The sequence below is a fragment of the Falsibacillus pallidus genome (assembly GCF_050990905.1).
Taxonomy (GTDB): domain Bacteria; phylum Bacillota; class Bacilli; order Bacillales; family DSM-25281; genus Falsibacillus; species Falsibacillus pallidus_A.
Genome location: NZ_CP158866.1, coordinates 1,021,565 through 1,043,831 on the forward strand (window position 1 = coordinate 1,021,565; position 22,267 = coordinate 1,043,831).

The following is a 22,267-nucleotide window of genomic DNA, read 5'->3' on the forward strand; positions in this document are numbered from 1 at the left end:
AAACAGGCTATGGGTATAATTACCACAGTTTGGCTAAGTCGAATATGTTATTCTAATAGTAACTGTTACAGAGAGATTACAATAATGACAAAAGGTGGGTTTTTCGTGAAGGTACTATTTGCGTCTACACAGGAACAAGAGGAAAAAATATGTGAACTGTTAGATACCTTTTATTCACAAATATTCCCCCAATACTTCAGTGATGAAGAAATTGTAAAATTCCATGAGCTGAAAATCTTACATACGACCACTCGTCACTTTGAATACTTTGGGACATTGAAAGAAGCATTCCAGGTCATCTCAAGTCTGCAGACTATTATCAGCATACTTGATGTCCATCAAAAAGAAAAATTGAACTCTTTCTATGTAAATCTTTTCACCACAAACGTGAATATCCTGCAGGAATTCGGCTTGTTTTTCCCATTTACTCTAGAACAATTCTATCCTAATGTCGATATAGAAACATCTTTTAGCATCTACACAAAAGCAGCGAACGAAATGCTTGTATAACAAAATGGCCGGATTTATTCCGGTCATTTTTTTCTTGCTCTTGATAGGCAATCATGTAAAATAAGAGTGTAAGCGTTTTTTTTTATATTAATTCGTGCAAGCGTTTGCACAACGAAAATAAACAAAATCTTCTATGAGGTGAACAGAATGTCCAAACAATGGTGGAAAGAAGCAGTTGTTTATCAAATATATCCGCGCAGCTTTATGGATTCAAATGGCGACGGGGTAGGGGATATTAAAGGAATCATTTCCAAATTGGATTATTTAAAGGCACTGGGGATCGACGTTGTTTGGCTCTCTCCTGTATATGAATCCCCTAATGATGACAATGGGTACGACATCAGCGATTACCGCCGGATCATGAGTGAATTCGGAACGATGGAAGACTGGGAGCTTTTAAGGGATGAAATGCACAAAAGAGGCATCAAAATCGTCATGGACCTCGTTGTGAATCATTCCTCCGATGAACATGCATGGTTCATTGAGTCAAGGAAATCCAAAGACAACCCTTACAGGGACTACTATATCTGGAGAAAAGGAAACGATGGTCGGGAACCGAATAACTGGGAATCTGTTTTCAGCGGCTCTGCCTGGCAATATGCTGAGGAAACGGGCGAATACTATCTGCACCTTTTTTCAAAAAAACAGCCCGACCTTAATTGGGAAAATCCCGAATTGAGAAATGAAATCTACGATATGATGAATTTCTGGCTCGATAAAGGAATTGACGGATTCCGAATGGATGTCATCAATTTCATTTCCAAGGAGCCAGGACTTCCAGATGCGCCAAATCCTGAAGGGAAGAGATATGCTTCAGGACACAAGTATTTCATGAATGGACCGAGAATTCATGAATTCCTTCAAGAAATGAATGAGAAGGTGCTGGCTGGCAAGAATGTCATGACAGTTGGAGAAATGCCGGGTGTTTCGCCAGAAGAAGCACAGTTGTATACAGGTGAAGACCGCAAAGAATTAAACATGGTCTTCCAATTCGAACATATGGATGTCGATTCAGGTGAAAATGGGAAATGGGATCTGATTCCATTCGATTTGAAAAAATTAAAGAAAATCCTGACCAAATGGCAGACAGGATTAAATGGACAAGGGTGGAACAGTCTTTATTGGAATAACCATGACCAGCCCCGCGTTGTGTCCCGTTTTGGAAATGATGGGGAGCACCGAGTCATTTCGGCCAAGCTTCTCGGAACATTGCTGCACATGATGCAAGGGACCCCTTATATCTATCAAGGGGAAGAACTCGGAATGACCAACGTCCGATTCGGCTCGATTGATGAATATAAAGATATTGAAACATTGAATATGTTCAAAGAAAAGATAGCTGAAGGCGTTGACGAAAAAGAAATCATGAAGTCCATCTACGCAAAAGGCAGGGATAACGCAAGAACGCCGATGCAATGGGATTCATCAGAGCATGGAGGATTTACCCAAGGGACGCCGTGGATCGCGGTCAATCCGAATTATCAAGAAATCAATGCAGAAAAGGCAATGGAAGATCCGAATTCTGTCTTCCATTATTACCGAAAGCTGATCGCTCTCCGCAAAGAAAATGAAATTATTCCATACGGATCTTTTGAACTTCTATATGAGGATGACGACTCTATCTATTCCTATGTTCGAAGATATAATGGAGAAGCACTACTTGTGATAGGGAATGTGTCTAATGAAGGAAGAACATTTATCAAGCCGGACCACATTCAAGTGAACGAAGATCAGAAACAACTTTTGATCAGCAATTATGAAGTAGATGAAAAAGAAAGCATAGCACAAATTGAGCTTAAACCGTGGGAAGCAAGAGTGTATAAGTTTTCAATCTAAATAAATAAGACTGGCTTCAGCAGACTTTCCAGATGGAAGCTGTTGAAGTCAGTCTTTTTCTATTTCCCGGCCCATCACGCCATAGAAGAAAAAATGAAGCATTTCCATTGAAATCTCTTTTGTTTTTTCTTCCGTGGAGAATAGCTGTGGATGCTGCTGCACAGCTGCGGTCATACTATTAAGCAGGAATAAAAGCGTTTCAGTGGAAATTTTCCTTGTGATGATCCCTTGCTCCCGTCCTTCATCCAATAGCCTCAGTAATTGGGGGAACATTTTATCCTCCGAATAGTGCTGAATCAATTCTGCCATAGGGCCGCTTTCCATAAATAAGGATTCGACTAATGCAGGGCTGAAGCTCTTGGCAGCATCAATCTTCATTTCGAAGAGTTGATGGATTTTCTTCTGAAAAGGCTTCTTACTGTCAACAACCTCTAAAAACAGGGATAATTGCTCCTCTAAATATTCTTTAAGGGACTCGATTAATAATTCGTCTTTGCTGCCAAAATAATTATAAATGGTCACTTGCGATACATTTGCTTTTTTAGCAATATCCTGGATGCTGACTTTTTGGACCCCAAATTTTGAAAACAGGGAAAAGGCGGTTTGTTTTATCTGCTGCATCTTTTGCAGTCTTCTCTTCTCAAAACCGTTCATGGAATCACCTCTAACGTCCATCTTATAGAAAGTTTTGTACTAATTCAATTTTATTATTTCAAATCTAGACTCTCTTTCGTTTAGAATAAAATAGAACGGGGTAAATTTACTAGGTAAAGGAGTTGTCGGATATGTCAGATAAACTGGATTTATCTCAATTTGAAAAGAAAATGGTTATAAGAAACCTTGAATATAAAGATATTGATCAGATCATTGAACTGCAGTCACTATGCTTTCCTGGCATGGAGCCATGGAAGAAGTCGCAGCTAAGGAGCCATTTGGAGATTTTCCAGGAAGGGCAGATTGTGGCTGAATATGATGGGGACATCATTGGATCGTGTTCGAGCCTCATCATTAACTTCGATGAGTATGACGACCGCCATTCATGGGATGACGTGACGGATAACGGCTATATTACGAACCATAACCCTGATGGATACAACCTTTATGGAATTGAAGTCATGGTGCATCCGGATTTCCGGAGGATGAAGGTTGGACACAGGCTATACGAGGCTAGAAAAGACCTTGCCAGACAGATGAACCTGAAGAGTATCATCATTGGCGGAAGGATCCCGAACTATTATAAGCATGCGGATGAGATGTCTCCGAGGGAATATGTGGATGCCGTATCCCGCCATAAAATTTATGATCCTGTCCTGTCATTCCAATTGCTGAATGGCTTTACACTGATGCGGATCAACCCGAACTATCTGCCTGATGACAAGAGGTCGCATAAATATGCCACTTTGATGGAATGGAACAACGTAGAATACCTACCAAACAGCAAGAGGCATTTCAAGACGAGCTATCCTGTCCGGATCTGTGTCGTCCAGTACATGATGAGGCAGATTGAATCATTCGATGACTTTGCCAATCAGGTGGAGTATTTTACGGATGTCGCTTCAGATGCGAGCTCGGATTTCGTCGTCTTCCCAGAGATCTTCACGACACAGCTGATGTCCTTCATGGAAGAGAAGTCGCCTAGTCTTGCGGTAAGAAGGGTGACCGAATACACAGAAGAGTACATCGAACTTTTCACCGATTTAGCGGTGCGCTACAACGTGAATATCATCGGGGGCTCCCACCTGGTGAAGGAAGATGATGAAGAAATCTATAATATTGCGTATTTATTCAGACGCGACGGTACGATCGAGAAGCAATATAAGATCCATATCACACCGAATGAACGCAAATGGTGGGGAATCAGTCCAGGAGATCAAGTCAAAGTATTCGATACGGACTGCGGAAAAATTGCCATCCAGATCTGCTACGATATCGAATTCCCTGAAATGGCACGGATTGCGACCAATATGGGGGCGAAGATCATCTTCACACCATTCTGTACAGAAGACCGCCAAGGCTATCTACGTGTCAGGTACTGCGCGCAGGCCCGTGCTGTTGAAAACCAGATCTACACAGTCATTTCCGGTACTGTCGGAAATCTCCCGCAGACGGAGAATATGGATATTCAATATGCACAGTCAGGGATCTTTGCACCATCTGATTTCGAATTTGCCCGTGACGGCATCGTGGGTGAGACCAATCCAAATATCGAAATGGTGCTGATCGGCGACGTCGATCTCGAAATCCTAAGAAGACAGCGCCAATCCGGAACAGTAAGACAGCTAAAAGACAGAAGGCACGACGTCTACGAACTCAAATACAAAAAGTAAATACAGCATAAATGAAAAGCTGGCCCCGAGGGGTCAGCTTTTTTTCGACAAAAATCGGGTGGTGACTGTCACCGCCCGATTTTTCTTTATATGTTTTTCATATGCAATGTGTATGAATTAAATATTTTATTTATATAGTAGTCTTGGTTATAGTAAAGTTATCGGAAAATTTAAATAAGTAGAAAGGGGCGTACTTATGACATCAATTTCGGCACGATTGAGCGGGTTCGAGCAGAAAGTGGAAGGCACTGTCGATCATCATCATGACAAAGTTTCCATTGATGGGATTGACTATAAAGTCGAAGATCTTGCTTTCACTTCTCCAGTAAGGGGAACGATTTATGGAACACTCTTAAACTACAAGGGGGCATTAAAGGGATTAGGGGATCAGGTAAACCACCCTCCTTATAAGGAAGCGCCAAAAGCCCCCATTCTTTATATCAAACCATATAACACAATCAGCAGCCATAAGCGGCCTATTTTTTTGCCTGAAGGAATAGAAGAACTTGAGATGGGAGCGGCGCTCGGAATCGTATTCGGAAAAGAAGCCGTCAACGTGTCGGAAGCCTATGCCCTGGAATATGTCGAAGGCTATACCGTTGTCAACGACGTCAGCATCCCGCACGAAAGCGTCTATCGGCCTCCAGTCAAATATAAATGCAGGGACGGGTATTGCCCAACTGGCCCATGGGTGGTTGATAGGGAAGGAATCAACCCGGACTCCCTCAGCATCCAAGTGTACATAAATGGAAAACTCGTGCAGGAGAACCATACAAGCAATCTGATACGATCCATTCCGAGATTAATAGCAGATGTGACGAAGTTCATGACCCTTTATCCCGGTGATATGCTGTTGGCGGGTATTCCGGAGGGAGCACCAAAAGCAAAAAATGGGGATAGTGTCAGGATAAATATCGAATCAATCGGTTCTCTCGAAAATACAATCATGCGTGAAATGACAAGGAGGGATGGCTGATGAAATGGGCAAGGATCGCATTTGAAGGGAAGATCCATGCTGCAGAGGCATTGGACGGAAAATTGAAGCTTGCAGATGGGAGATTGATTGATGGGGAAGATGTTGTTTGGCTTCCGCCCATACAGCCGCGCACCGTTTTTGCACTAGGTCTTAATTACTCCGACCACGCGAGCGAACTGTCTTTTCAGGCCCCTGAGGAACCCCTTGTTTTCCTGAAAGGGCCGAATACCTTCATCGGCCATAAAGGAGCAGTACCGCGTCCTCATGATGTGACGTATATGCATTACGAATGTGAACTTGCGGCGGTGATCGGCAGGCAGGCAAGGAACATCAGGAAGGAAGAGGCTTCGAACTATATTAAGGGCTACACCATCGCGAACGATTATGCATTCCGTGATTATCTCGAAAACTATTACCGTCCTAATCTTCGGGTGAAGAACCGTGATGCCAGTACACCGATCGGGCCTTGGCTTGTGGATGCTGACGATATTCCGGACCCAATGAATCTACAGATGAAAACCTTTGTAAATGGCAAATTGACACAGGAAGGCTCTACGAAGGATATGATTTTTTCCATTCCTTATTTGATCGAATATCTGAGCAGTTTCATGACACTGAACCCGGGTGATGTCATCTTGACAGGAACGCCGAAAGGAACCGTGGACACAGCTGTCGGGGATGAAGTGGTATGTGAAATCGAAGGGATCGGACAATTGAAAAATACAATCGCCGCAAAGGAAAGGAAGGAGGACGCCAATGCCGCACTTTATCCTGGAGTACACGGATAACCTGAAAGAGGAGGGGAACATCCCTGAACTCCTGGGCAAAGTCAATGCGTACCTTATGGAGAGAGGCGATGTGTTCCCAATCGGTGGAATCCGTTCGCGTGCCATTGAACTGAAGGATTATCGGATCGCTGATGGAAAGGAAGATGATGCCTTCGTCCATGCAATGCTGAAGATTGGAACGGGCCGCACAAAAGAAGAAAAACAATCCGTCGGGGACGAATTGTTTCGCATCATGAAAGAGCATTTTGCCGATTTATATGAAAAACGATATTTGGCGCTTTCATTTGAAATTGCTGAATTTACGAACGGCACATACAAACAGAACAATATTCATAAACGTTTTAAATGAATCAAGTCTGCAATTCTTTAGATGAACCCTGAAATGTCTCGATGAAACGCCTGGCGTTCTTTGAGAGGTATCGGCCTTTCAGCCATATGAGAGCCGATTCGGAATGGATGACAGCATCTTTGATCTCCAATACCTTTAATCCATGGGGCGGGAAAGAACGCAAAGTCGATTTCGGCAGAAGCGTCATCCCGACCCCTTCTTTGACTAAAGCCAGCAGCATTGCAGCATCAGGACATTCACAGATGACGTGTGGAGAGAGTCCTTTTTCAATGAATGAATCCAATACCAGTTCATAAAGCCCGATTCCTCCTTCCCCAGCCCGATGAAGAAGCATCATCGGCATCTCCGCGAGTTCTTCCAACATAATTTCCTCTTGATGGCTCACGTGATTATCAGGCAGGACTGCCACAAAGTGGTCTGCAGGAAGCGGGATGGAATTGTAATCGTCCAGCCCGAGCGGAAGGCGGACCACCGCAAACTCGATTTCCTTTGCTTTTAGATAGCGCTCCAGCCGATATGTATCCCCTTCAATCAATTTGAATGTAAGCTCGGGATAGCGCTCCTGGAAGAACTTGATACGTTCCGGAATGTGATGAAAGCAAGTCTTGACCGAACCAATCGATAGGACCCCCCTCAGCCCTTCTCCTGTTTCTTTAATTTCCTGAACCGTTTCATCGACTTCCTGCAAGATTTTTTTTGCCTTCTCATGAAGCAGGTGGCCGGCATCCGTCAATTCCAGTTTTCGTCCGTTTTTTTGAAACAGTTTTACCCCGAGCTCCTCTTCCAGCAATTTCAGCTGCTGGCTTAGAGGGGGCTGGGCCATGAATAGCTTTTTAGCAGCTTTGGTAATCTGGCCTTCTTCAGCAAAAGTAGAAAAGTAGCGGAGCTGTTTAAGATTCATATCGATCCTCACTTTCTATGAAGTATATTTTTAAAATATGAATTTGCAATGTTTTGTATATTTTTCATATATGATACCACATGATACATTTATATTGATAAATATTTCAGATAATTTAATCAATTCAGAATGAAAAAGATCAGTAAAGGAGTGCTGTGAAGAATGAAGTATGAAGCGGCCAAAATGAAGCTGAGAGGGTCCATTGCTCCCGTTGTCACACCATTTAATGAAAGCGGTTCCATTGACTTCGATACGTTGGAAAGCTTGATCAATTGGCATATTGAAAGCGGAACACACGCGATTTCCGTTACAGGGACAACGGGAGAGCCGAGCTCATTGACGACAGAGGAACGGGTCCAAGTCATGGAACATTCATCAAAGGTCATTGACAAGAGAGTACCTTTTGTCCCCGGCACTGGATCTACAAACCATGAAGAAACCCTTTATTTAACGAAAAAAGCGGAAGAAATCGGAGCAGATGCGGCTTTGGTCATCGTTCCTTATTACAATAAGCCTTCCCAGCACGCCCTATATAAACATTTCAAGGCAGTGGCTGATTCTGTTTCCATTCCGATCATCATCTACAATATCCCGGGCAGGACAGCGACCAATCTGGAAGTGAAGACGCTTGCAAAGCTGAATGCGGATTGTGAGAACATCATCGGGGTCAAGGAGTCGAACAAAGATTTTGAACATATCAACCGCGTTTTATTGAACTGCGGAAGGGACTTCCTTTTGTATTCCGGAATTGAGCTCTTATGCTATCCGATGCTTGCAATCGGTGGGGCAGGGCATATCAGTGCGACAGCGAATATCACGCCCGGTAAAGTGGCTGAAATCTACAATGCCTGGGCAGAGGGAGATGTCAAACGGGCCCAGGATCTTCATTACGAACTCATGCCATTGAACGATGTCCTCTTTAAAGATACGAATCCAGCCCCACTGAAAGCAGCTTTGGGCATGATGGGGAAAATCAAGCCGGTTTTAAGGCTGCCGATGGATCTGCCTTCGCAGGAACTTCAAAATGAGATCCGCGAAGTCCTGAGCAGCTATGTGGAATTAGCCCCTGAAGTACCGGCCAAGTCATAAAGAATGATTAATATAGAATGGCGGTGATTGAATTGCAAAACAAAATAGAGGATCAAGGCAGCACATCTGCCTACCAAAATGTGAAGGATATCCAGCTTTATATCAATGGTGCATTCGTCGATTCCATGGGCGGTTCGACGTTTGAAAACTTGAACCCTTTTACGAACCATGCCATCAATCGGGTTTCCGAAGGACGTGAAGAAGATATCAAGCTTGCGGTCGATGCTGCAAGTAAAGCTTTTAAGCTGGGTCCATGGGGCAAGATGAAGCTTGAAAAAAGGATGGAATATATCAACCGGATTGCCGAAGTAATTGATGAGGAAATCGAAGAAATTGCCTATTTGGAAGCATTGGATACCGGACTTCCCATCAGCCAGACAAAGAAAATGACAGCGAGGGCAGCGGAAAATTTCCGCTTCTATGCACGGATGGTCCAGTCCAGGCTGCACGGTGAAGCATACGCAGTCGATGATGAATTCATTAATTATACCATCCATAAACCGCTTGGGGTCGTCGGGCTCATCACACCTTGGAATGCCCCTTTCATGCTTGAGACTTGGAAAGTGGCCCCAGCACTTGCGACAGGAAATACAGTGGTGCTTAAGCCAGCCGAGCTTTCTCCATTGACTGCCAATAAATTGGCAGAAGTCATTGATAAAGCCGGTCTTCCTGAAGGGGTATTCAACGTGGTCCATGGTTTTGGTGAAACAGCTGGTGCAGCACTTGTCTCTCATCCGGACGTTGAAGCCATTTCCTTTACAGGGGAGACGGTCACTGGTTCCGTCATCATTAAAAATGCGGCAGATTCATTGAAGAAGACATCAATGGAGCTTGGCGGGAAGTCGCCGCTCATCGTTTTTGATGATGCCGATTTCGACAGGGCGCTCGATGCTGCGGTATGGGGAATCTTTTCATTCAACGGTGAGCGCTGTACAGCCAATTCCCGTTTATTCCTGCAAAAAGGGATCAAAGAAAAATTCGTCGATGCATTGAAGGAAAGGGTCTCAAATATTACGATCGGCAACCCGATGGATTCAGGTACCCAGCTTGGTCCATTAATCAGTAAAGAACATGCGGAAAAAGTAAAGGGCTATATCGAAATCGCGAGGGAAGAAGGCTGTGAAGTCATTCAAGGCATTGTGCCTGAAGAATACAGCCAAGGCAATTTCGTCCCGCCGACACTTTTACTCGAAGCTGATAATGAGATGAAAAGTTCCCAGGAAGAGATTTTTGGACCGGTCATGTCGGTCATCGAATTTGAAACGGAAGAACAGGCCATTGACGCGGCCAACGATGTGAAGTACGGACTTGCCGGCTATGTGTGGACAAATGACATCAAGAGAGGACACAGGGTCGCGCAGGCAGTGGAAGCAGGAATGCTCTGGATCAATGCACAGAATGTACGGGACCTGAGAATTCCATTCGGCGGTTCAAAGGCGAGCGGAATCGGACGGGAAGGCGGCCACTACGCCATGTTTGAATTTTATACAGAGGCCAAAGTGATCCATGTAGCCATCGGCGACCATCACATCCCGCAGTTTGGGAAGAAAAAGTAATCATTTAAAGGGGGAGCGGAAATGCCGGCAAAAACAGGTGCAGAATACAAGGAGCGGCTGAAAAAAGCGAAGAACAATATTTATATTGGCGGGGAGCGCGTCGAGGATGTCACTGCCCATCCAGCCTTTAAAAATGTCATTCAATCGATGGCTGACCTTTATGATCTCCAATATGAAAAAGAGGACAAGATGCTCTATACTTCTCCGACAACAGGTCAGAAGGTAGGCATGACATTCCTTCAGCCGAAGTCGATTGAGGATTTGATCAAACGCAGGGAAGCCATAACGGAATGGGCGTTGACATCCGGAGGGATGATGGGGAGATCTCCCGACTATTTGAATGCGGAAGTCATGGCAATGGGTGTATCCAATGACCTTTTCGCAGAAGCAGATCCCAGTTTTGCGGAAAATGCCAAGAACTATTATGAGTTCGCACGCGAGAACGATATCAGCCTGACTCATACGTTGATTCACCCTCAGGTCAATCGTGCCAAGGCCATCCATGAACAGAAGGATGCCAATGTCGCCCTTCATTTAGTCGAAAAGAATAAAGACGGGATCATCGTCGACGGCATCCGCCTTCTTGCAACACAGGGCGGAATTACGGATGAAATCCTTGTTTTCCCTTCCACCGTAAAAAAATCGGGTGAAAAAGATGATCCGTATTCACTTGCCTTTGCTATCCCGAATAATACACCTGGACTAAAGTTCTTGAGCAGGGAGTCTTTCGACTATGGCAAAAACCAGTGGGATCACCCGCTTTCTTCACGATTTGAAGAAGGGGATGCCATTGTGTCATTCGATCATGTCTTTGTTCCATGGAATCGTGTATTTGTCTGCGAGGATTCTTCCATCTGCAATAGGACATTCAGGGAAACGAACGCAGTTGTCCATATGGCTCATCAAGTGGTAGCAAAAAATGTGGTCAAAACGGAATTTTTGCTTGGTGTCGTCCTTAGCATCATGGACGCAATCGGAATCGATCAATTCCAGCATGTCCAGGATAAAGGAACGGAAATCATGCTCACGCTTGAAATCATGAAATCGCATCTTTATCGCGCAGAGCATAATGCTTCTCTTGATAAATGGGGAACGATGACCCCGGATTATGCCGCGCTCGATGCTGCACGCAACTGGTATCCAAGGGTATATCCAAGGCTGGTTGAGATAGTAAGGATTCTGGGTGCTTCAGGCTTGATGGGAATTCCAAGCGAGGCAGACTTCCATCATGAAGAGATCGGGCCGTTATTGAATCGGGCAGTACAAGGCAAAAACCTTGATGGCTATGAGCGTGTGCAGTTATTCCGGCTTGCCTGGGATTTGACACTGAGCGCATTCGGCGGCAGACAGATGCACTATGAATATTATTTCTTCGGTGATCCAATCAAGATGGGAATGACCTATTTTGATAACTACGATAAGAATCCATACAAAGAACGAATCAAAAGTTTCTTGAAAAACAGCGGCAGCAAACCGCATTTTGTGGGAATGTAAGGAGGGATGAAGGATGAGTTTTGATATTATTAGGGCGGCTAGGGCCATCCTGCATGTAACGGATTTAAATCAATCCCGTGATTTTTATGTCAATGCATTGGGATTCATTGAGACAGAAGCAGATGATTCCCACATATATTTAAGGGGGCTAGAGGAGCATACCCATCACAGCCTCGTTTTAAAGAAAGCAGATGAGGCAGCTGTGGAGGCCATCAGCTATAAGGTCCGGAATGAAGAGGATCTCGAAGAGCTGGCAGCGCTATTCACAAGGGACGGCTCTAAAGTGAAGTGGATGGAAGCAGGATCGCAAAAAGCTGTTGGCAGGTCCTTCAGAGTCCAGGATGTTTCCGGGATGCCTGTTGAATTTTTCGTAAAAATGGATGGTGCTGAAAGGTTCCTGCAGCGCTATGATATGTATCGCGGGGCACGGGTACAGAGGATCGACCATTTTAACTGCATGGTGTCCGATGTGGAAAAAGCCTATGAATTTTATACGAAGAAACTTGGGTTTGCCTGTTCGGAGTACACAGCCGGTGCAGAAGAAAAAATTTGGGCCGCGTGGCTCCACCGGAAACCGACTGTCCATGATGTAGCGTTCATGAATGGAAAAGGACCAAGGTTGCATCACATCGGATTTTGGCTGAGCGATTGTATGAGCATCATCCATACGTGTGATGTCCTTGCTTCGATCGGCTATGGAGCCCATATTGAACGTGGTCCTGGAAGACACGGCCTTTCCAACGCATTCTTCCTATATTTAAGAGACCCGGATGGCCACAGGATCGAGTTGTATACAGGAGACTATTTGACAAGCGATCCGGATTTCAAGCCGATTCGCTGGGACATCAATGATTCAAGGCGGCAGACGTTCTGGGGCCATGCAGCTCCCGACTGCTGGTTTGAGGAAGCCTCGGCTGTTCTTGATGTGCATGATGGACAAAAGCAGGAATTAAAAGATGCCGTCCTCGCCCAGCAAAAACCGACATTCATAACGTGATACTTTCAAGACCGTCTTAACAGAGGCGGTCTTTTTAATTTTGGCTATCTTTATTTTAGATCTATTCTAGCTGTTGATTGGAGTGCAAGACGTAGACTCCGGTGGGAAAAGCGGAACAGGCGAGACACCGCAGGAGCGCAGCGACGAGGAGGCTTGCCTCCGCCCTCGGAAAGCGTAGTCTTGAACGGAAATCAACAGCGGTTTATTTTAGTATTAAATAAAAGGAGATTTACTTTGTGGAAAGGCTGGATTTTTCAGCTGGTCCCCGTATAATGGAAACGAAAGATTTGTCATTATTTATCATTTTATTTATACAGGGAAATCCTTTGTTTTTATGGAAAGTATAAGGACTAAAAAGAAAAAGGGAGCGGATTTTGTGAATTGGGAACAAACCTGCCAAAAATGGCTTAATTTTAAAGAGCTTGATGAAGAACTGAGGGCACAGCTGGAATCCATTCAGGGGGATGCAAAACAGCTGGAGGATGCCTTCTATAAAAATCTTGAGTTTGGAACGGGTGGAATGCGCGGAGTCATCGGACCCGGGTCGAATCGAATGAACCGCTACACGGTCAGAAAAGCCGCGGAAGGTCTTGCTCAATACATACTTGATAAAGGGGAAGACGCGAAAGGTCGTGGAACCGTGATAGCCTATGATTCACGGCATAAATCCCCTGAATTCGCCATGGAAGCAGCACGCACCCTGGCAAGCAGAGGGATAAAGGCTTATGTCTTTAATGAATTGAGGCCGACCCCGCAGCTTTCTTTTGCCTTGAGAGAGCTGAATGCCATTGCAGGGATTGTCATCACTGCAAGCCACAACCCTCCAGAATATAACGGATTCAAGGTATACGGGGAAGATGGGGCCCAATTGAATCTGAAAGAAGCAGATGAGGTCATAAAGAAAGTCAATTTAGTGGAGGATGAGCTCTCATTAGAAGTAAAGGATGAGAAGGAGCTTATCGACTGCGGACTAATTAAATTTTTAGGTGAAGAAATGGATCAGGCTTATGTAGAAAAGCTGAAGACCATCTCAGAGAATCCCGGGTTGGCGAATGACAGCGGCCTTCGCATTGTGTATTCACCGCTTCATGGAACAGGAAATAAGCCTCTTCGCCAGGCACTGAAGGCCCTTGGATATGAAAACCTGCATGTGGTAGAAGAACAGGAGCATCCTGATCCTCAATTTTCTACTGTAAAAGCGCCTAATCCTGAGGAAAAAGAGGCTTTTGAACTGGCTGTACGGGATGGACATAAATACGAAGCGGACATCTTGATTGCAACGGATCCCGATGCTGACAGACTCGGTGTTGCTGTGAAAAATCCCAATGATGAGTATGTACTTCTAACGGGCAATCAGACTGGGGCATTGTTGATTGATTATATTCTAAGCCAAAAAGAAGACAAGGGAACCATTCCATCCAACGGCATCATCTTCAAGACCATTGTGACTTCCACTCTCGGTGAGAAAATTGCCCGTTCCTATGGTGTCGAGGTTGAGGATGTACTGACAGGATTTAAATTCATCGGCGAAAAAATCGAACAGTACCATAAAGACGGCTCCTATCGCTTCCTGTTCGGCTATGAGGAAAGCTATGGATACTTAATCGGCGACTTTGCCAGGGATAAAGATGCGATTCAAGCAGCCATCTTAGCAGTTGAAGCAAGCGCTTATTATAAAAAGAAGGGCAAAACACTTTATGATGTCCTTCAGTCCTTGTATGAAAAACATGGGTTCCATGCAGAAGGCCTCCAATCACTGACATTGAAAGGCAAGGAAGGGGCAGAACAGATCAATGCCCTCCTCGGTGAATTCAGACGGAAGCCAATGACGGCTTTGAATGGGGTTCGGGTCACGGCATGCGAAGACTATAAAGAACAGATAAAATATGATTTTGAGAATAATACGGAATCAAAACTCGTCCTTCCCGCTTCCAATGTCATTAAATATTTCCTGGAAGACGGATCATGGATCTGCCTTCGACCATCCGGTACAGAGCCAAAAGTGAAATTTTACTTTGGAGTGACAGGGGAAGACGAAGCGGAAGCCAGTAAAAAGCTTAATGAGTATCAAGAGTGCTTTATGGATTTAGTCCACCACACACTTGATGCAGTTAAACAAACAGTTAAATAAGGAAGAACTTAAGGGGAAAGCAAATACTGCTTTCCCTGTTTCAGTTCTTGAACAGGGTTTTGGTATCCATTGATGTTGGATTTCTTGTATAAAGAAGCTATAATAGTTGAGCATTCAAAGACTAGAATATTGCATACTGAAAGGATGAATGGAATGCTTGAAAATCAGACCGCGATTGTAACAGGTGCATCAAGGGGAATCGGAAAAGAAATTGCTGTCCAGCTTGCACAAAAAGGCGTGAAATTAGTGCTTGTCGGGAGTTCAGATGATATTTTTGGAACAGAAAAGGAACTGAAGGAATCCGGATTTAACGATACGTTGGCAGTAAAAGCGGATATCAGCCTGGAAGCGGATGTCGAGCGTGTTGTAGAAGAAGCAAAGAAACAATACGGCAGAGTCGATATTTTAGTGAATAATGCTGGCATCGGCTTCTTCAAAAGCGTCGAAGAAACGACTGCAGAGGAATGGAAGAAAGTATTTGATGTAAACGTGCAAGGCGTTTTCCTATGCTCGAAGGCAGTCCTTCCAGCCATGAAGGAACAAAAATTCGGGACGATCATTACGATTTCGTCCGATGTAGCCCGCTATACAATACCAAATGGATCAGCTTATACAGCAACAAAATACGCTGTTCAAGGCTTCATGGGTTCCTTGTCACAGGAAGTAAGGGAATATGGCATCCGTGTCGGCACTGTGAACCCCGGCATGGTCGATACTTATTTTGCTGAATCCAAGCAGGGCCTTCCGGAGAAAGAGGATTGGCTGAAAGTGAACGACATCGCGCAAGCAGTCGTCTACATGGCATCTGCTCCTAAACATATGATGATCGATGAAATGGTCATCCACCCATTTGCACAAAACTACCCAATAGCATAACAGCAAGTAGAACGGGGCGTGACAGTGACAAAGAAAAGCGGAGGCGGCTTGAAAGCCCCGACCAGCATAAGCCGATACTCTTAGGAAATCCTGATTTCCGTAGAGTATCGGCTTATGACTCGAGGGGCTAGCCGCTGGAGCTGGACACGACCCGTTTTTTGTCGATTTCTGTCTCAGACTTTAGTCGTAGATAAGTTCATTCTATTTGAGAATGGTTTTTGTAGATCCCGTGCGTATAATGGTAATATGAGGATTTTTGCGAAGGGGATTGGAACATGGCCATAGATGAGATCAAGCATAGTTCAGATCTTCACATTTTGAAGAATATTGCAGAACTGCTGAATGAAGAGACCGATTTGTCCCAGATGATGAAAGGGGTCTTAAAGAAGCTCCTCCAAATCACGGGATTTACAACCGGATGGATTTTTTTCATAGATGAAGAAGACAAGTCACATACCTTGGCTGCAGCAGAGAACCTGCCGGCAGCTTTGACATACTGCCAATGCCAGCCGATGAAAAAAGGGAGCTGCTGGTGTGTCGATAAACTGCAGAATGGACGGCTGAAAAAAGCGTCCAACATCATGGAGTGCAAGCGCATTGAAGAAGCGACCATCAATGAATTGGGAGAAACCAATGGAATTACCCACCACGCGACAGTTCCGCTGCAGTCAGGCAAAGAGGTCTTTGGACTGCTCAACGTTGCTTCCCCTAACAAAAAGGAGTTCTCCTCCAGGGAATTGGCACTGTTAGAGTCGGTTGCCCTTCAGATTGGTTCTGCCATCAAGAGGGTGAAGCTGACAAAAAAAGAGCAGGAAATGGCCCTTGTACAAGAAAGGAACCGATTGGCGAGGGATCTGCATGATTCAGTTAATCAGCTTCTGTTTTCACTTACGTTGACGGCTCGAGGCGGGGAAGCCATGACCAATGACCAGGACATTAAAGAAACGTTTTCAATGATTGGGGAGCTTTCGCAATCCGCTCTGACAGAAATGAGGGCATTGATCTGGCAGCTGCGTCCAAAAGGCCTTGAGATTGGCCTCCTTGAAGCGATAAAAGGCTATGGAGAAATGCTTGGCCTCCAAGTTTCCACACAACTGAATGGAGTCCTCTGTCTGCCCTCCAAATTGGAAGAGGCGCTTTGGAGAATCGGTCAGGAGGCTTTGAATAACTGTAAAAAACATTCTGGACAAGATTTTGTTCGTATTTCATTAGAGGCTTCAGAAAAACAAATCATTCTAGAAATTACAGATGAAGGATGCGGTTTTGATTTCGATGAAGAAAAAGGTCTATTTTCCATCGGGCTTCAAAGTATGAAAGAGCGGACAGAAAACCTTCAAGGGACCTTTAAAATAAATAGCAGGCTGGGAGAAGGCACTAATATCAAAGTGGTTTTGCCATATTAGGGGGATGGGACATGGGGATTCGATTGTTGATTGCAGATGATCATCACATCGTAAGAAGAGGATTGGTTTTCTTTTTGCGCACACAACAGGATATCGTCATCGTTGGAGAAGCGAAAAATGGGGAAGAAGCAGTAGAGTTAACAAAAGAGCTCAATCCTGATATCATATTAATGGATTTAGTCATGCCAGTCCTGAATGGAATAGAAGCCACGAAGCAAATCAAGCGGTTTAATGATAAAGTCAAGATCCTCATGCTTACAAGCTTTTCGGATCATGACCATGTCATCCCTGCGATTGAGGCAGGGGCTTCAGGATATCAATTGAAAGACATCGAACCTGAAGAATTAGTGAATGCAATCCGCAAGCTTCATGGGGGTGAAAACACCCTTCATCCGAAAGCGACCAATCATTTGCTGACAAGGATATCACGAAAAGATCAGCCTGAGCATAGGCTTGAGCAGTTGACGAATAGAGAAAAAGAGGTTTTGTGCCAGATTGCAAAAGGGAAAAGCAATAAGGATATCGCTTCTGCCTTATTCATTACAGAAAAAACAGTCAAAACCCATGTATCGAATGTTTTAGCAAAATTAGACGTTGCCGACCGGACACAGGCTGCTTTATTTGCAGTGAAATTGGGACTGGACGAAAAATCATGAAACACCTTAGAAACGGAGAGGAAGATTGCAATGAATATTGTCATTATCAATGGAAGCCCAAGGAAAAAAGGAAGAACTGGTATTGCATCCAGATTCATGGCCAGGAAATACGGTTTTAATCTAATTGACTTGAGTGCAGGGGAAATTCCGTTATACACAGGAGAAGAAGAACAATTTGAGCTGGAAAGCGTCAAAAATCTTCGCAAATTGGTAAAGGAAGCTGACGGTGTCATTTTGACTTCACCTGAATATCACAGTGCCATGAGCGGTGCGTTAAAAAATGCATTGGACTTCTTGAGCGGTGAATTCTTTGCCCATAAGCCGACAGCATTATTGTCATGTGCAGGAGGAGGAAAAGGTGGAATCAATTGCCTAAACAACATGAGAACCGTTGCTCGTGGTGTTTATGCAAATGCAATTCCGAAGCAGCTCGTACTTGACCCGCACTGTTTCGATTATGAAAACGACGGCCTTCTTGAAGAACCGGCAAAATTAGTCGATGACATGGTGAACGAATTAAAAATGTATGTAAAAATTGCCGAAAACATCAATAAATAATCATGAAAGCAAAGAGAAACACCCGCATTGATTTGCGGGTGTTTTGTTTTTCTTAGGCCAGCCCAGCCATTTTACGTAGTCGCCATGCTGATTTCTTCGGCATCCTGCTGGATCCCCAGAGAGTTGGCATGATCCACATAACGTAAAAGATTATATAATTTTCTTTCCACTACCGTATAATCATTTGAAAAATTATAGGCATGGAGGAATTGTTCAATCCTTTTCGATAAAACATCATCCTGCGTACGAACCATCAGGATCAACAAGTTATCCCACTGGGACCGATGCGTATAATACAGGGCACGGTCATAGTCCATTCTGTTCATCTGTGTACCTCCTTATAAGGAGTTGATTTTAGTATGTGTCCATGCAGTGCTTTATCTCCCTGAAAAACTTGGAGGTGCTGCTGCAGCACGTTTTCCTTCATTTGCATGGATAGCTTGCTTTTTTTTTGAATAAAATCTTCTCACCGGAAGAACCTACAGATAGAAGACTTGTTAGGAGGTTCATCATGCTCAGATTTTTATCCTTTGTCATCTTATTAAGCGTCCTTCCATTGGCTTCATGGAATCATGCCGGCGCTCAACAAACAGATTATGCAAAGTATGGGAGGATGGCAACGGCCATCGTGAAAGAGGATTATCCTTCTGAAGAATTAAAGGATTATGAATATAAAGGAAGGACCACGGCAGGAAAAGATCAAGTAGCAGACTACTTCAAGTTTACTGTCAGCGAAAATGGGCAGACCAGCTATATCCTTGTCAGGGTCACGCACAGCCTGAAAAATGAAAAACTTGTGGGACTGACGGTCTCAGAAACGGTCGAATAACAAAAAGCTTCTGTCTGAATTATCAGGCAGGGGCTTTTTTCAATGGGAGCAGTGTGGTACGATGAGTGAAAATAACAGTTCGGAAGGTGCATCGCTAATGTGAAAATCTCTGTAATCCTAATAAAAATTGGATGATTAGGGGAGAAGTATTTTGAAATCAAAAGCATTCCGTTATTTATGGATGGGGCAGGCATTTGCAAACCTGGGGGACATCCTTTATGTAACGGCTCTGATTGCTGCTGTATATGCGAGCACAGGATCCCCGCTATATATGGCATTTGTCCCGTTCATTGTAACGCTGGCTAAATTCATCAGCAGTGTCATTGCACCTATTCTCATGGAGCGCTGCCAGCTTAAGGCGCTTCTTTTTTATTCGCAAGGGGCTAAAACATGTATGCTTCTGGCCATGTTCATAGTGCTGGTAATGGTGCCGCAGAATACAGTCTTATTGTTCATCATTGCCTTTTTGATTTCCTTCTTGGATGGCTGGGCCCTCCCGGCTCAAAATGCGATGGTTCCATTGCTGGTTAAAAGGGAAGAACTGCTCGGCACAAATGGATTCCTCTCCACTGTCGACCATACTATCGGAATAGGCGGGTGGAGCATCGGGGGTCTGCTGACGGCACTGATAGCCCCGGGCGGAACATTAGCAGTTGTATTTGGCCTATACGTCCTGAGTACGTTATTCATGTTCAGAATCAATATAGAAACAGGATCACCAAAAGAAAATGTAGAAGATAGAGCGAAAAAGTACTTGGAATCCATTTCAGACGGCTGGACCACCATATGGAGGGATCCATCGCTTCGCACGATTCATCTCCTCTATTGGATAGAATCGGCAGCGAGCGTGGTCTGGATTGCAGCCATAATGTATTTATTCGTCAAAGAACAGCTGAAGACGGGAGAACAATGGTGGGGCTTGATCAACGGTGCATTCTTTGCCGGACTGATATTAGCCAGTTTCCTGGTGATGAAGCAGCACAGGAGGATAGAACGAAGACGTGGATCGATCCTTCTTGTTGGAAGTATTTGCATTGCAGCTCTGACGTTCTTATTCGGAATAAATGAACTGCCGATACTGGCATTGATCTATTCAGTGCTTTACGGATTATTTGATCAGGCAAAAGCCGTCATTCTTCAAACGGCTGTCCAAAGTATGACGGTTCCGGAAAAACTTCCAAAAGTGTATGCCGCACAGAATGCATTGGTGACCATCACTTTTGGTACAGCATCCTTGCTGGTCGGATGGTTTGTTCAGCACTTTGGGGTGGAAAACGCATTTCTTGTGTCATCATTGCTATTGGCTGCTGCGATCATCCCTTCGGCCGCCCTTGCAAAAAAAATAAAAAATCAAACATAAAGACTGCAGGCTTCTGCAGTCTTTTTTGTTCATCTTATCAAATCTCGGTTCATACATTGTGTTAAGAGAGTAAAGGGGGAAAAGCCGATGAGAGAGGCTGAACATAAAGAACTTCAAACAGCGATTGCGGAAATCACGGAAATTGCCAAAGGGTTTGGCCTGGACTTTTATCCAATGCGCTATGAAATTTGTCCGGCTGATATCATTTATACATTTGGTGCGTATGGAATGCCGACGAGGTTTTCCCACTGGAGTTTCGGGAAGCAATTTTTTAAAATGAAGCTCCATTATGATTTGGGCTTGAGCAAAATTTATGAACTTGTCATCAATTCTGATCCCTGCTACGCATTTTTGCTCGATTCGAACTCCCTGATTCAAAATAAACTGATTGTGGCACATGTGTTGGCGCACTGCGATTTTTTCAAGAACAATGTTCGGTTTCAAAATACGAAAAGGGACATGGTAGAAAGCATGGCAGCTACGGCTGACCGGGTCAGGGAGTATGAAATCCTCTATGGTAAAAAAGAAGTTGAAACCTTCATCGATGCCGTTCTTGCCATTGAAGAACATATCGATCCTTCCTTGATGAGGCCGAAGCTCTCATGGACGCTTGAGGATGCCGAGGATTGGGAGGAAGAGGAAGATGTTAAGGCAAGTTCACCATATGACGATCTATGGAGCCTGGATGAAAAGAAAAAAGCGCCAGCACCTAAAAAGAAGCGGAAGAAACTGCCACCGAAACCGGAAAAGGATATTCTGCTCTTTATCGAGTCCTACAGCAGGGAGCTGACCGACTGGCAGCGGGATATTTTGACGATGATCAGGGAAGAAATGCTTTACTTCTGGCCGCAGCTGGAAACCAAAATCATGAATGAAGGCTGGGCTTCCTATTGGCATCAGCGCATTTTGCGTGAAATGGACCTTACAAGTGGTGAAGCGCTTGAATTTGCCAAATTGAATGCGGGGGTCGTACAGCCTTCCAAAACGAGCATCAATCCTTACTACCTTGGTCTGAAAATATTCGAGGACATTGAAGATCGCTATAACAATCCTACGGAAAAAATGAAGGAACGCGGTGTCAAGCCGAATTCAGGGCGTGAAAAAATGTTTGAAGTACGGGAAATTGAATCGGATATTTCATTCCTGCGCAATTATTTAACGAAGGATTTAGTGATGCGTGAGGATATGTATCTCTTCCAGAAGCAGGGGAAAGACTATAAAGTTGTTGATAAACAATGGGAGAATGTCCGGGACCAGCTTGTGAGCACAAGGGTGAATGGCGGATTCCCTTATTTGATGGTCGAAGACGGCGATTATATGAAAAATGGGGAGCTTTATTTGAAGCATTCCTTTGAGGATATTGAGCTTGATCTCAAGTATTTAGAAAAAGTCCTTCCGTATGTCCATCAGCTTTGGGGAAGGACCGTCCATCTGGATACCGTGGTGGAAGGGAAGAATATGCTGTTCTCCTATGACGGGAGAGCTGTTCAGCGGAAATATCTATAATTGTAAGGCCTGCTTCTTGTAAGCGGGCTTTTTCATTTCAGTTTTTTGGTTTCGAGTTTCGCTTTTTTCATTTTTTTTCAGTATAATTTTAGTACTTAAATCAATTTTCTAGTGGGAGTGTCTGG

At 44.3% G+C, this 22,267-nt stretch carries 21 protein-coding genes; 18 read left to right on the forward strand and 3 right to left on the reverse strand.

Annotated elements, in window-relative coordinates:
- The first annotated feature begins 105 nt into the window (after positions 1–105).
- Both ABTV07_RS05530 and ABTV07_RS05535 read left to right on the forward strand, forming a co-directional pair.
- A complete protein-coding gene (locus ABTV07_RS05530) occupies positions 106–510 on the forward strand; it encodes a DUF5365 family protein (RefSeq protein ID WP_433748472.1) in 405 nt (134 codons plus the stop codon).
- A gap of 147 nt (positions 511–657) precedes the next feature.
- A complete protein-coding gene (locus ABTV07_RS05535) occupies positions 658–2,346 on the forward strand; it encodes a glycoside hydrolase family 13 protein (protein WP_433748475.1) in 1,689 nt (562 codons plus the stop codon).
- Between the two features lie 48 nt (positions 2,347–2,394).
- Here the strand turns inward: ABTV07_RS05535 and ABTV07_RS05540 are convergent, their stop codons facing one another.
- Positions 2,395–3,000, reverse strand: a complete 606-nt coding sequence (locus tag ABTV07_RS05540; RefSeq protein WP_433748478.1) for a TetR/AcrR family transcriptional regulator — start codon at positions 2,998–3,000, stop codon at positions 2,395–2,397.
- A gap of 131 nt (positions 3,001–3,131) precedes the next feature.
- Between ABTV07_RS05540 and ABTV07_RS05545 the strand changes: the two genes are divergently transcribed.
- The 4 genes from ABTV07_RS05545 to ABTV07_RS05560 all read left to right on the forward strand — a co-directional run bounded on the left by ABTV07_RS05545 (position 3,132) and on the right by ABTV07_RS05560 (position 6,786).
- The gene (locus ABTV07_RS05545; RefSeq protein WP_433748480.1) at positions 3,132–4,673 is read left to right on the forward strand and encodes a GNAT family N-acetyltransferase; all 1,542 of its coding nucleotides are present in this window, start codon (positions 3,132–3,134) and stop codon (positions 4,671–4,673) included.
- Positions 4,674–4,869: 196 nt separating this feature from the next.
- Positions 4,870–5,649: a fumarylacetoacetate hydrolase family protein gene (locus ABTV07_RS05550; protein WP_433748483.1), complete on the forward strand. Its 780-nt coding sequence runs from the start codon at positions 4,870–4,872 to the stop codon at positions 5,647–5,649.
- The gene (locus ABTV07_RS05555) at positions 5,649–6,437 is read left to right on the forward strand and encodes a fumarylacetoacetate hydrolase family protein (RefSeq protein WP_433748486.1); all 789 of its coding nucleotides are present in this window, start codon (positions 5,649–5,651) and stop codon (positions 6,435–6,437) included. The genes ABTV07_RS05550 and ABTV07_RS05555 overlap by 1 nt, the downstream gene beginning before the upstream one ends.
- Entirely contained in the window at positions 6,406–6,786 is a 381-nt protein-coding gene (locus tag ABTV07_RS05560) for a 5-carboxymethyl-2-hydroxymuconate Delta-isomerase (RefSeq protein WP_433748489.1), read from the forward strand. The genes ABTV07_RS05555 and ABTV07_RS05560 overlap by 32 nt, the downstream gene beginning before the upstream one ends.
- 1 nt (position 6,787) lies before the next feature.
- Here ABTV07_RS05560 and ABTV07_RS05565 read toward each other — a convergent pair whose 3' ends face one another.
- The gene (locus ABTV07_RS05565) at positions 6,788–7,687 is read right to left on the reverse strand and encodes a LysR family transcriptional regulator (protein ID WP_433748491.1); all 900 of its coding nucleotides are present in this window, start codon (positions 7,685–7,687) and stop codon (positions 6,788–6,790) included.
- 162 nt (positions 7,688–7,849) lie between these two features.
- Here ABTV07_RS05565 and hpaI point away from each other — a divergent pair, with 162 nt between their 5' ends.
- The 9 genes from hpaI to ABTV07_RS05610 all read left to right on the forward strand — a co-directional run bounded on the left by hpaI (position 7,850) and on the right by ABTV07_RS05610 (position 18,447).
- Positions 7,850–8,776 (forward strand): 2,4-dihydroxyhept-2-ene-1,7-dioic acid aldolase, encoded by a 927-nt coding sequence (hpaI, locus tag ABTV07_RS05570; RefSeq protein WP_433748494.1) that lies wholly within the window; start codon positions 7,850–7,852, stop codon positions 8,774–8,776.
- A 125-nt stretch (positions 8,777–8,901) separates the two neighbouring features.
- Positions 8,902–10,332 (forward strand): 5-carboxymethyl-2-hydroxymuconate semialdehyde dehydrogenase, encoded by a 1,431-nt coding sequence (hpaE, locus tag ABTV07_RS05575; protein WP_433751118.1) that lies wholly within the window; start codon positions 8,902–8,904, stop codon positions 10,330–10,332.
- Positions 10,333–10,353: 21 nt separating this feature from the next.
- Positions 10,354–11,826 carry a 4-hydroxyphenylacetate 3-monooxygenase, oxygenase component gene (gene hpaB, locus ABTV07_RS05580; RefSeq protein WP_433748496.1) on the forward strand — a complete coding sequence of 491 codons (1,473 nt, stop codon included), beginning with the start codon at positions 10,354–10,356 and terminating at the stop codon, positions 11,824–11,826.
- 13 nt (positions 11,827–11,839) lie between these two features.
- The gene (gene hpaD / locus ABTV07_RS05585; protein WP_433748499.1) at positions 11,840–12,823 is read left to right on the forward strand and encodes a 3,4-dihydroxyphenylacetate 2,3-dioxygenase; all 984 of its coding nucleotides are present in this window, start codon (positions 11,840–11,842) and stop codon (positions 12,821–12,823) included.
- A 376-nt stretch (positions 12,824–13,199) separates the two neighbouring features.
- A complete protein-coding gene (locus ABTV07_RS05590; RefSeq protein ID WP_433748502.1) occupies positions 13,200–14,954 on the forward strand; it encodes a phospho-sugar mutase in 1,755 nt (584 codons plus the stop codon).
- Positions 14,955–15,107: 153 nt separating this feature from the next.
- Entirely contained in the window at positions 15,108–15,830 is a 723-nt protein-coding gene (locus tag ABTV07_RS05595) for an SDR family oxidoreductase (protein ID WP_433748505.1), read from the forward strand.
- 275 nt (positions 15,831–16,105) lie between these two features.
- The gene (locus tag ABTV07_RS05600; RefSeq protein ID WP_433748506.1) at positions 16,106–17,233 is read left to right on the forward strand and encodes a GAF domain-containing sensor histidine kinase; all 1,128 of its coding nucleotides are present in this window, start codon (positions 16,106–16,108) and stop codon (positions 17,231–17,233) included.
- Positions 17,234–17,244: 11 nt separating this feature from the next.
- Complete coding sequence (locus ABTV07_RS05605; protein ID WP_433748509.1) at positions 17,245–17,889, forward strand: response regulator; 645 nt, start codon at positions 17,245–17,247, stop codon at positions 17,887–17,889.
- Positions 17,890–17,919: 30 nt separating this feature from the next.
- A complete protein-coding gene (locus ABTV07_RS05610; RefSeq protein ID WP_433748512.1) occupies positions 17,920–18,447 on the forward strand; it encodes an NADPH-dependent FMN reductase in 528 nt (175 codons plus the stop codon).
- A 71-nt stretch (positions 18,448–18,518) separates the two neighbouring features.
- Here the strand turns inward: ABTV07_RS05610 and ABTV07_RS05615 are convergent, their stop codons facing one another.
- Positions 18,519–18,773 (reverse strand): YhdB family protein, encoded by a 255-nt coding sequence (locus ABTV07_RS05615; protein ID WP_433748514.1) that lies wholly within the window; start codon positions 18,771–18,773, stop codon positions 18,519–18,521.
- A 185-nt stretch (positions 18,774–18,958) separates the two neighbouring features.
- Here ABTV07_RS05615 and ABTV07_RS05620 point away from each other — a divergent pair, with 185 nt between their 5' ends.
- The 3 genes from ABTV07_RS05620 to ABTV07_RS05630 all read left to right on the forward strand — a co-directional run bounded on the left by ABTV07_RS05620 (position 18,959) and on the right by ABTV07_RS05630 (position 22,142).
- A complete protein-coding gene (locus tag ABTV07_RS05620) occupies positions 18,959–19,276 on the forward strand; it encodes a DUF3889 domain-containing protein (RefSeq protein ID WP_433748517.1) in 318 nt (105 codons plus the stop codon).
- A 151-nt stretch (positions 19,277–19,427) separates the two neighbouring features.
- On the forward strand, positions 19,428–20,636 hold the full coding sequence (locus tag ABTV07_RS05625; RefSeq protein ID WP_433748520.1) for an MFS transporter: 1,209 nt from the start codon (positions 19,428–19,430) through the stop codon (positions 20,634–20,636).
- Between the two features lie 87 nt (positions 20,637–20,723).
- Complete coding sequence (locus ABTV07_RS05630; protein WP_433748523.1) at positions 20,724–22,142, forward strand: SpoVR family protein; 1,419 nt, start codon at positions 20,724–20,726, stop codon at positions 22,140–22,142.
- Positions 22,143–22,267: the final 125 nt, after the last annotated feature.

What these genes read in the sequence shown, in the direction of transcription:
- ABTV07_RS05550 (WP_433748483.1), top strand. Translation starts at nt 4,870, where the DNA reads ATGACATCAATTTCGGCACGATTGAGCGGGTTCGAGCAGAAAGTGGAA.
- ABTV07_RS05620 (WP_433748517.1), top strand. Translation starts at nt 18,959, where the DNA reads ATGCTCAGATTTTTATCCTTTGTCATCTTATTAAGCGTCCTTCCATTG.
- hpaE (WP_433751118.1), top strand. Translation starts at nt 8,902, where the DNA reads ATGGGCGGTTCGACGTTTGAAAACTTGAACCCTTTTACGAACCATGCC.
- ABTV07_RS05595 (WP_433748505.1), top strand. Translation starts at nt 15,108, where the DNA reads ATGCTTGAAAATCAGACCGCGATTGTAACAGGTGCATCAAGGGGAATC.
- ABTV07_RS05630 (WP_433748523.1), top strand. Translation starts at nt 20,724, where the DNA reads ATGAGAGAGGCTGAACATAAAGAACTTCAAACAGCGATTGCGGAAATC.
- ABTV07_RS05535 (WP_433748475.1), top strand. Translation starts at nt 658, where the DNA reads ATGTCCAAACAATGGTGGAAAGAAGCAGTTGTTTATCAAATATATCCG.
- ABTV07_RS05560 (WP_433748489.1), top strand. Translation starts at nt 6,406, where the DNA reads ATGCCGCACTTTATCCTGGAGTACACGGATAACCTGAAAGAGGAGGGG.
- ABTV07_RS05555 (WP_433748486.1), top strand. Translation starts at nt 5,649, where the DNA reads ATGAAATGGGCAAGGATCGCATTTGAAGGGAAGATCCATGCTGCAGAG.
- ABTV07_RS05615 (WP_433748514.1), bottom strand. Translation starts at nt 18,773, where the DNA reads ATGAACAGAATGGACTATGACCGTGCCCTGTATTATACGCATCGGTCC.
- ABTV07_RS05605 (WP_433748509.1), top strand. Translation starts at nt 17,245, where the DNA reads ATGGGGATTCGATTGTTGATTGCAGATGATCATCACATCGTAAGAAGA.
- hpaB (WP_433748496.1), top strand. Translation starts at nt 10,354, where the DNA reads ATGCCGGCAAAAACAGGTGCAGAATACAAGGAGCGGCTGAAAAAAGCG.
- hpaI (WP_433748494.1), top strand. Translation starts at nt 7,850, where the DNA reads ATGAAGTATGAAGCGGCCAAAATGAAGCTGAGAGGGTCCATTGCTCCC.
- ABTV07_RS05600 (WP_433748506.1), top strand. Translation starts at nt 16,106, where the DNA reads ATGGCCATAGATGAGATCAAGCATAGTTCAGATCTTCACATTTTGAAG.
- ABTV07_RS05545 (WP_433748480.1), top strand. Translation starts at nt 3,132, where the DNA reads ATGTCAGATAAACTGGATTTATCTCAATTTGAAAAGAAAATGGTTATA.
- ABTV07_RS05540 (WP_433748478.1), bottom strand. Translation starts at nt 3,000, where the DNA reads ATGAACGGTTTTGAGAAGAGAAGACTGCAAAAGATGCAGCAGATAAAA.
- ABTV07_RS05610 (WP_433748512.1), top strand. Translation starts at nt 17,920, where the DNA reads ATGAATATTGTCATTATCAATGGAAGCCCAAGGAAAAAAGGAAGAACT.
- hpaD (WP_433748499.1), top strand. Translation starts at nt 11,840, where the DNA reads ATGAGTTTTGATATTATTAGGGCGGCTAGGGCCATCCTGCATGTAACG.
- ABTV07_RS05565 (WP_433748491.1), bottom strand. Translation starts at nt 7,687, where the DNA reads ATGAATCTTAAACAGCTCCGCTACTTTTCTACTTTTGCTGAAGAAGGC.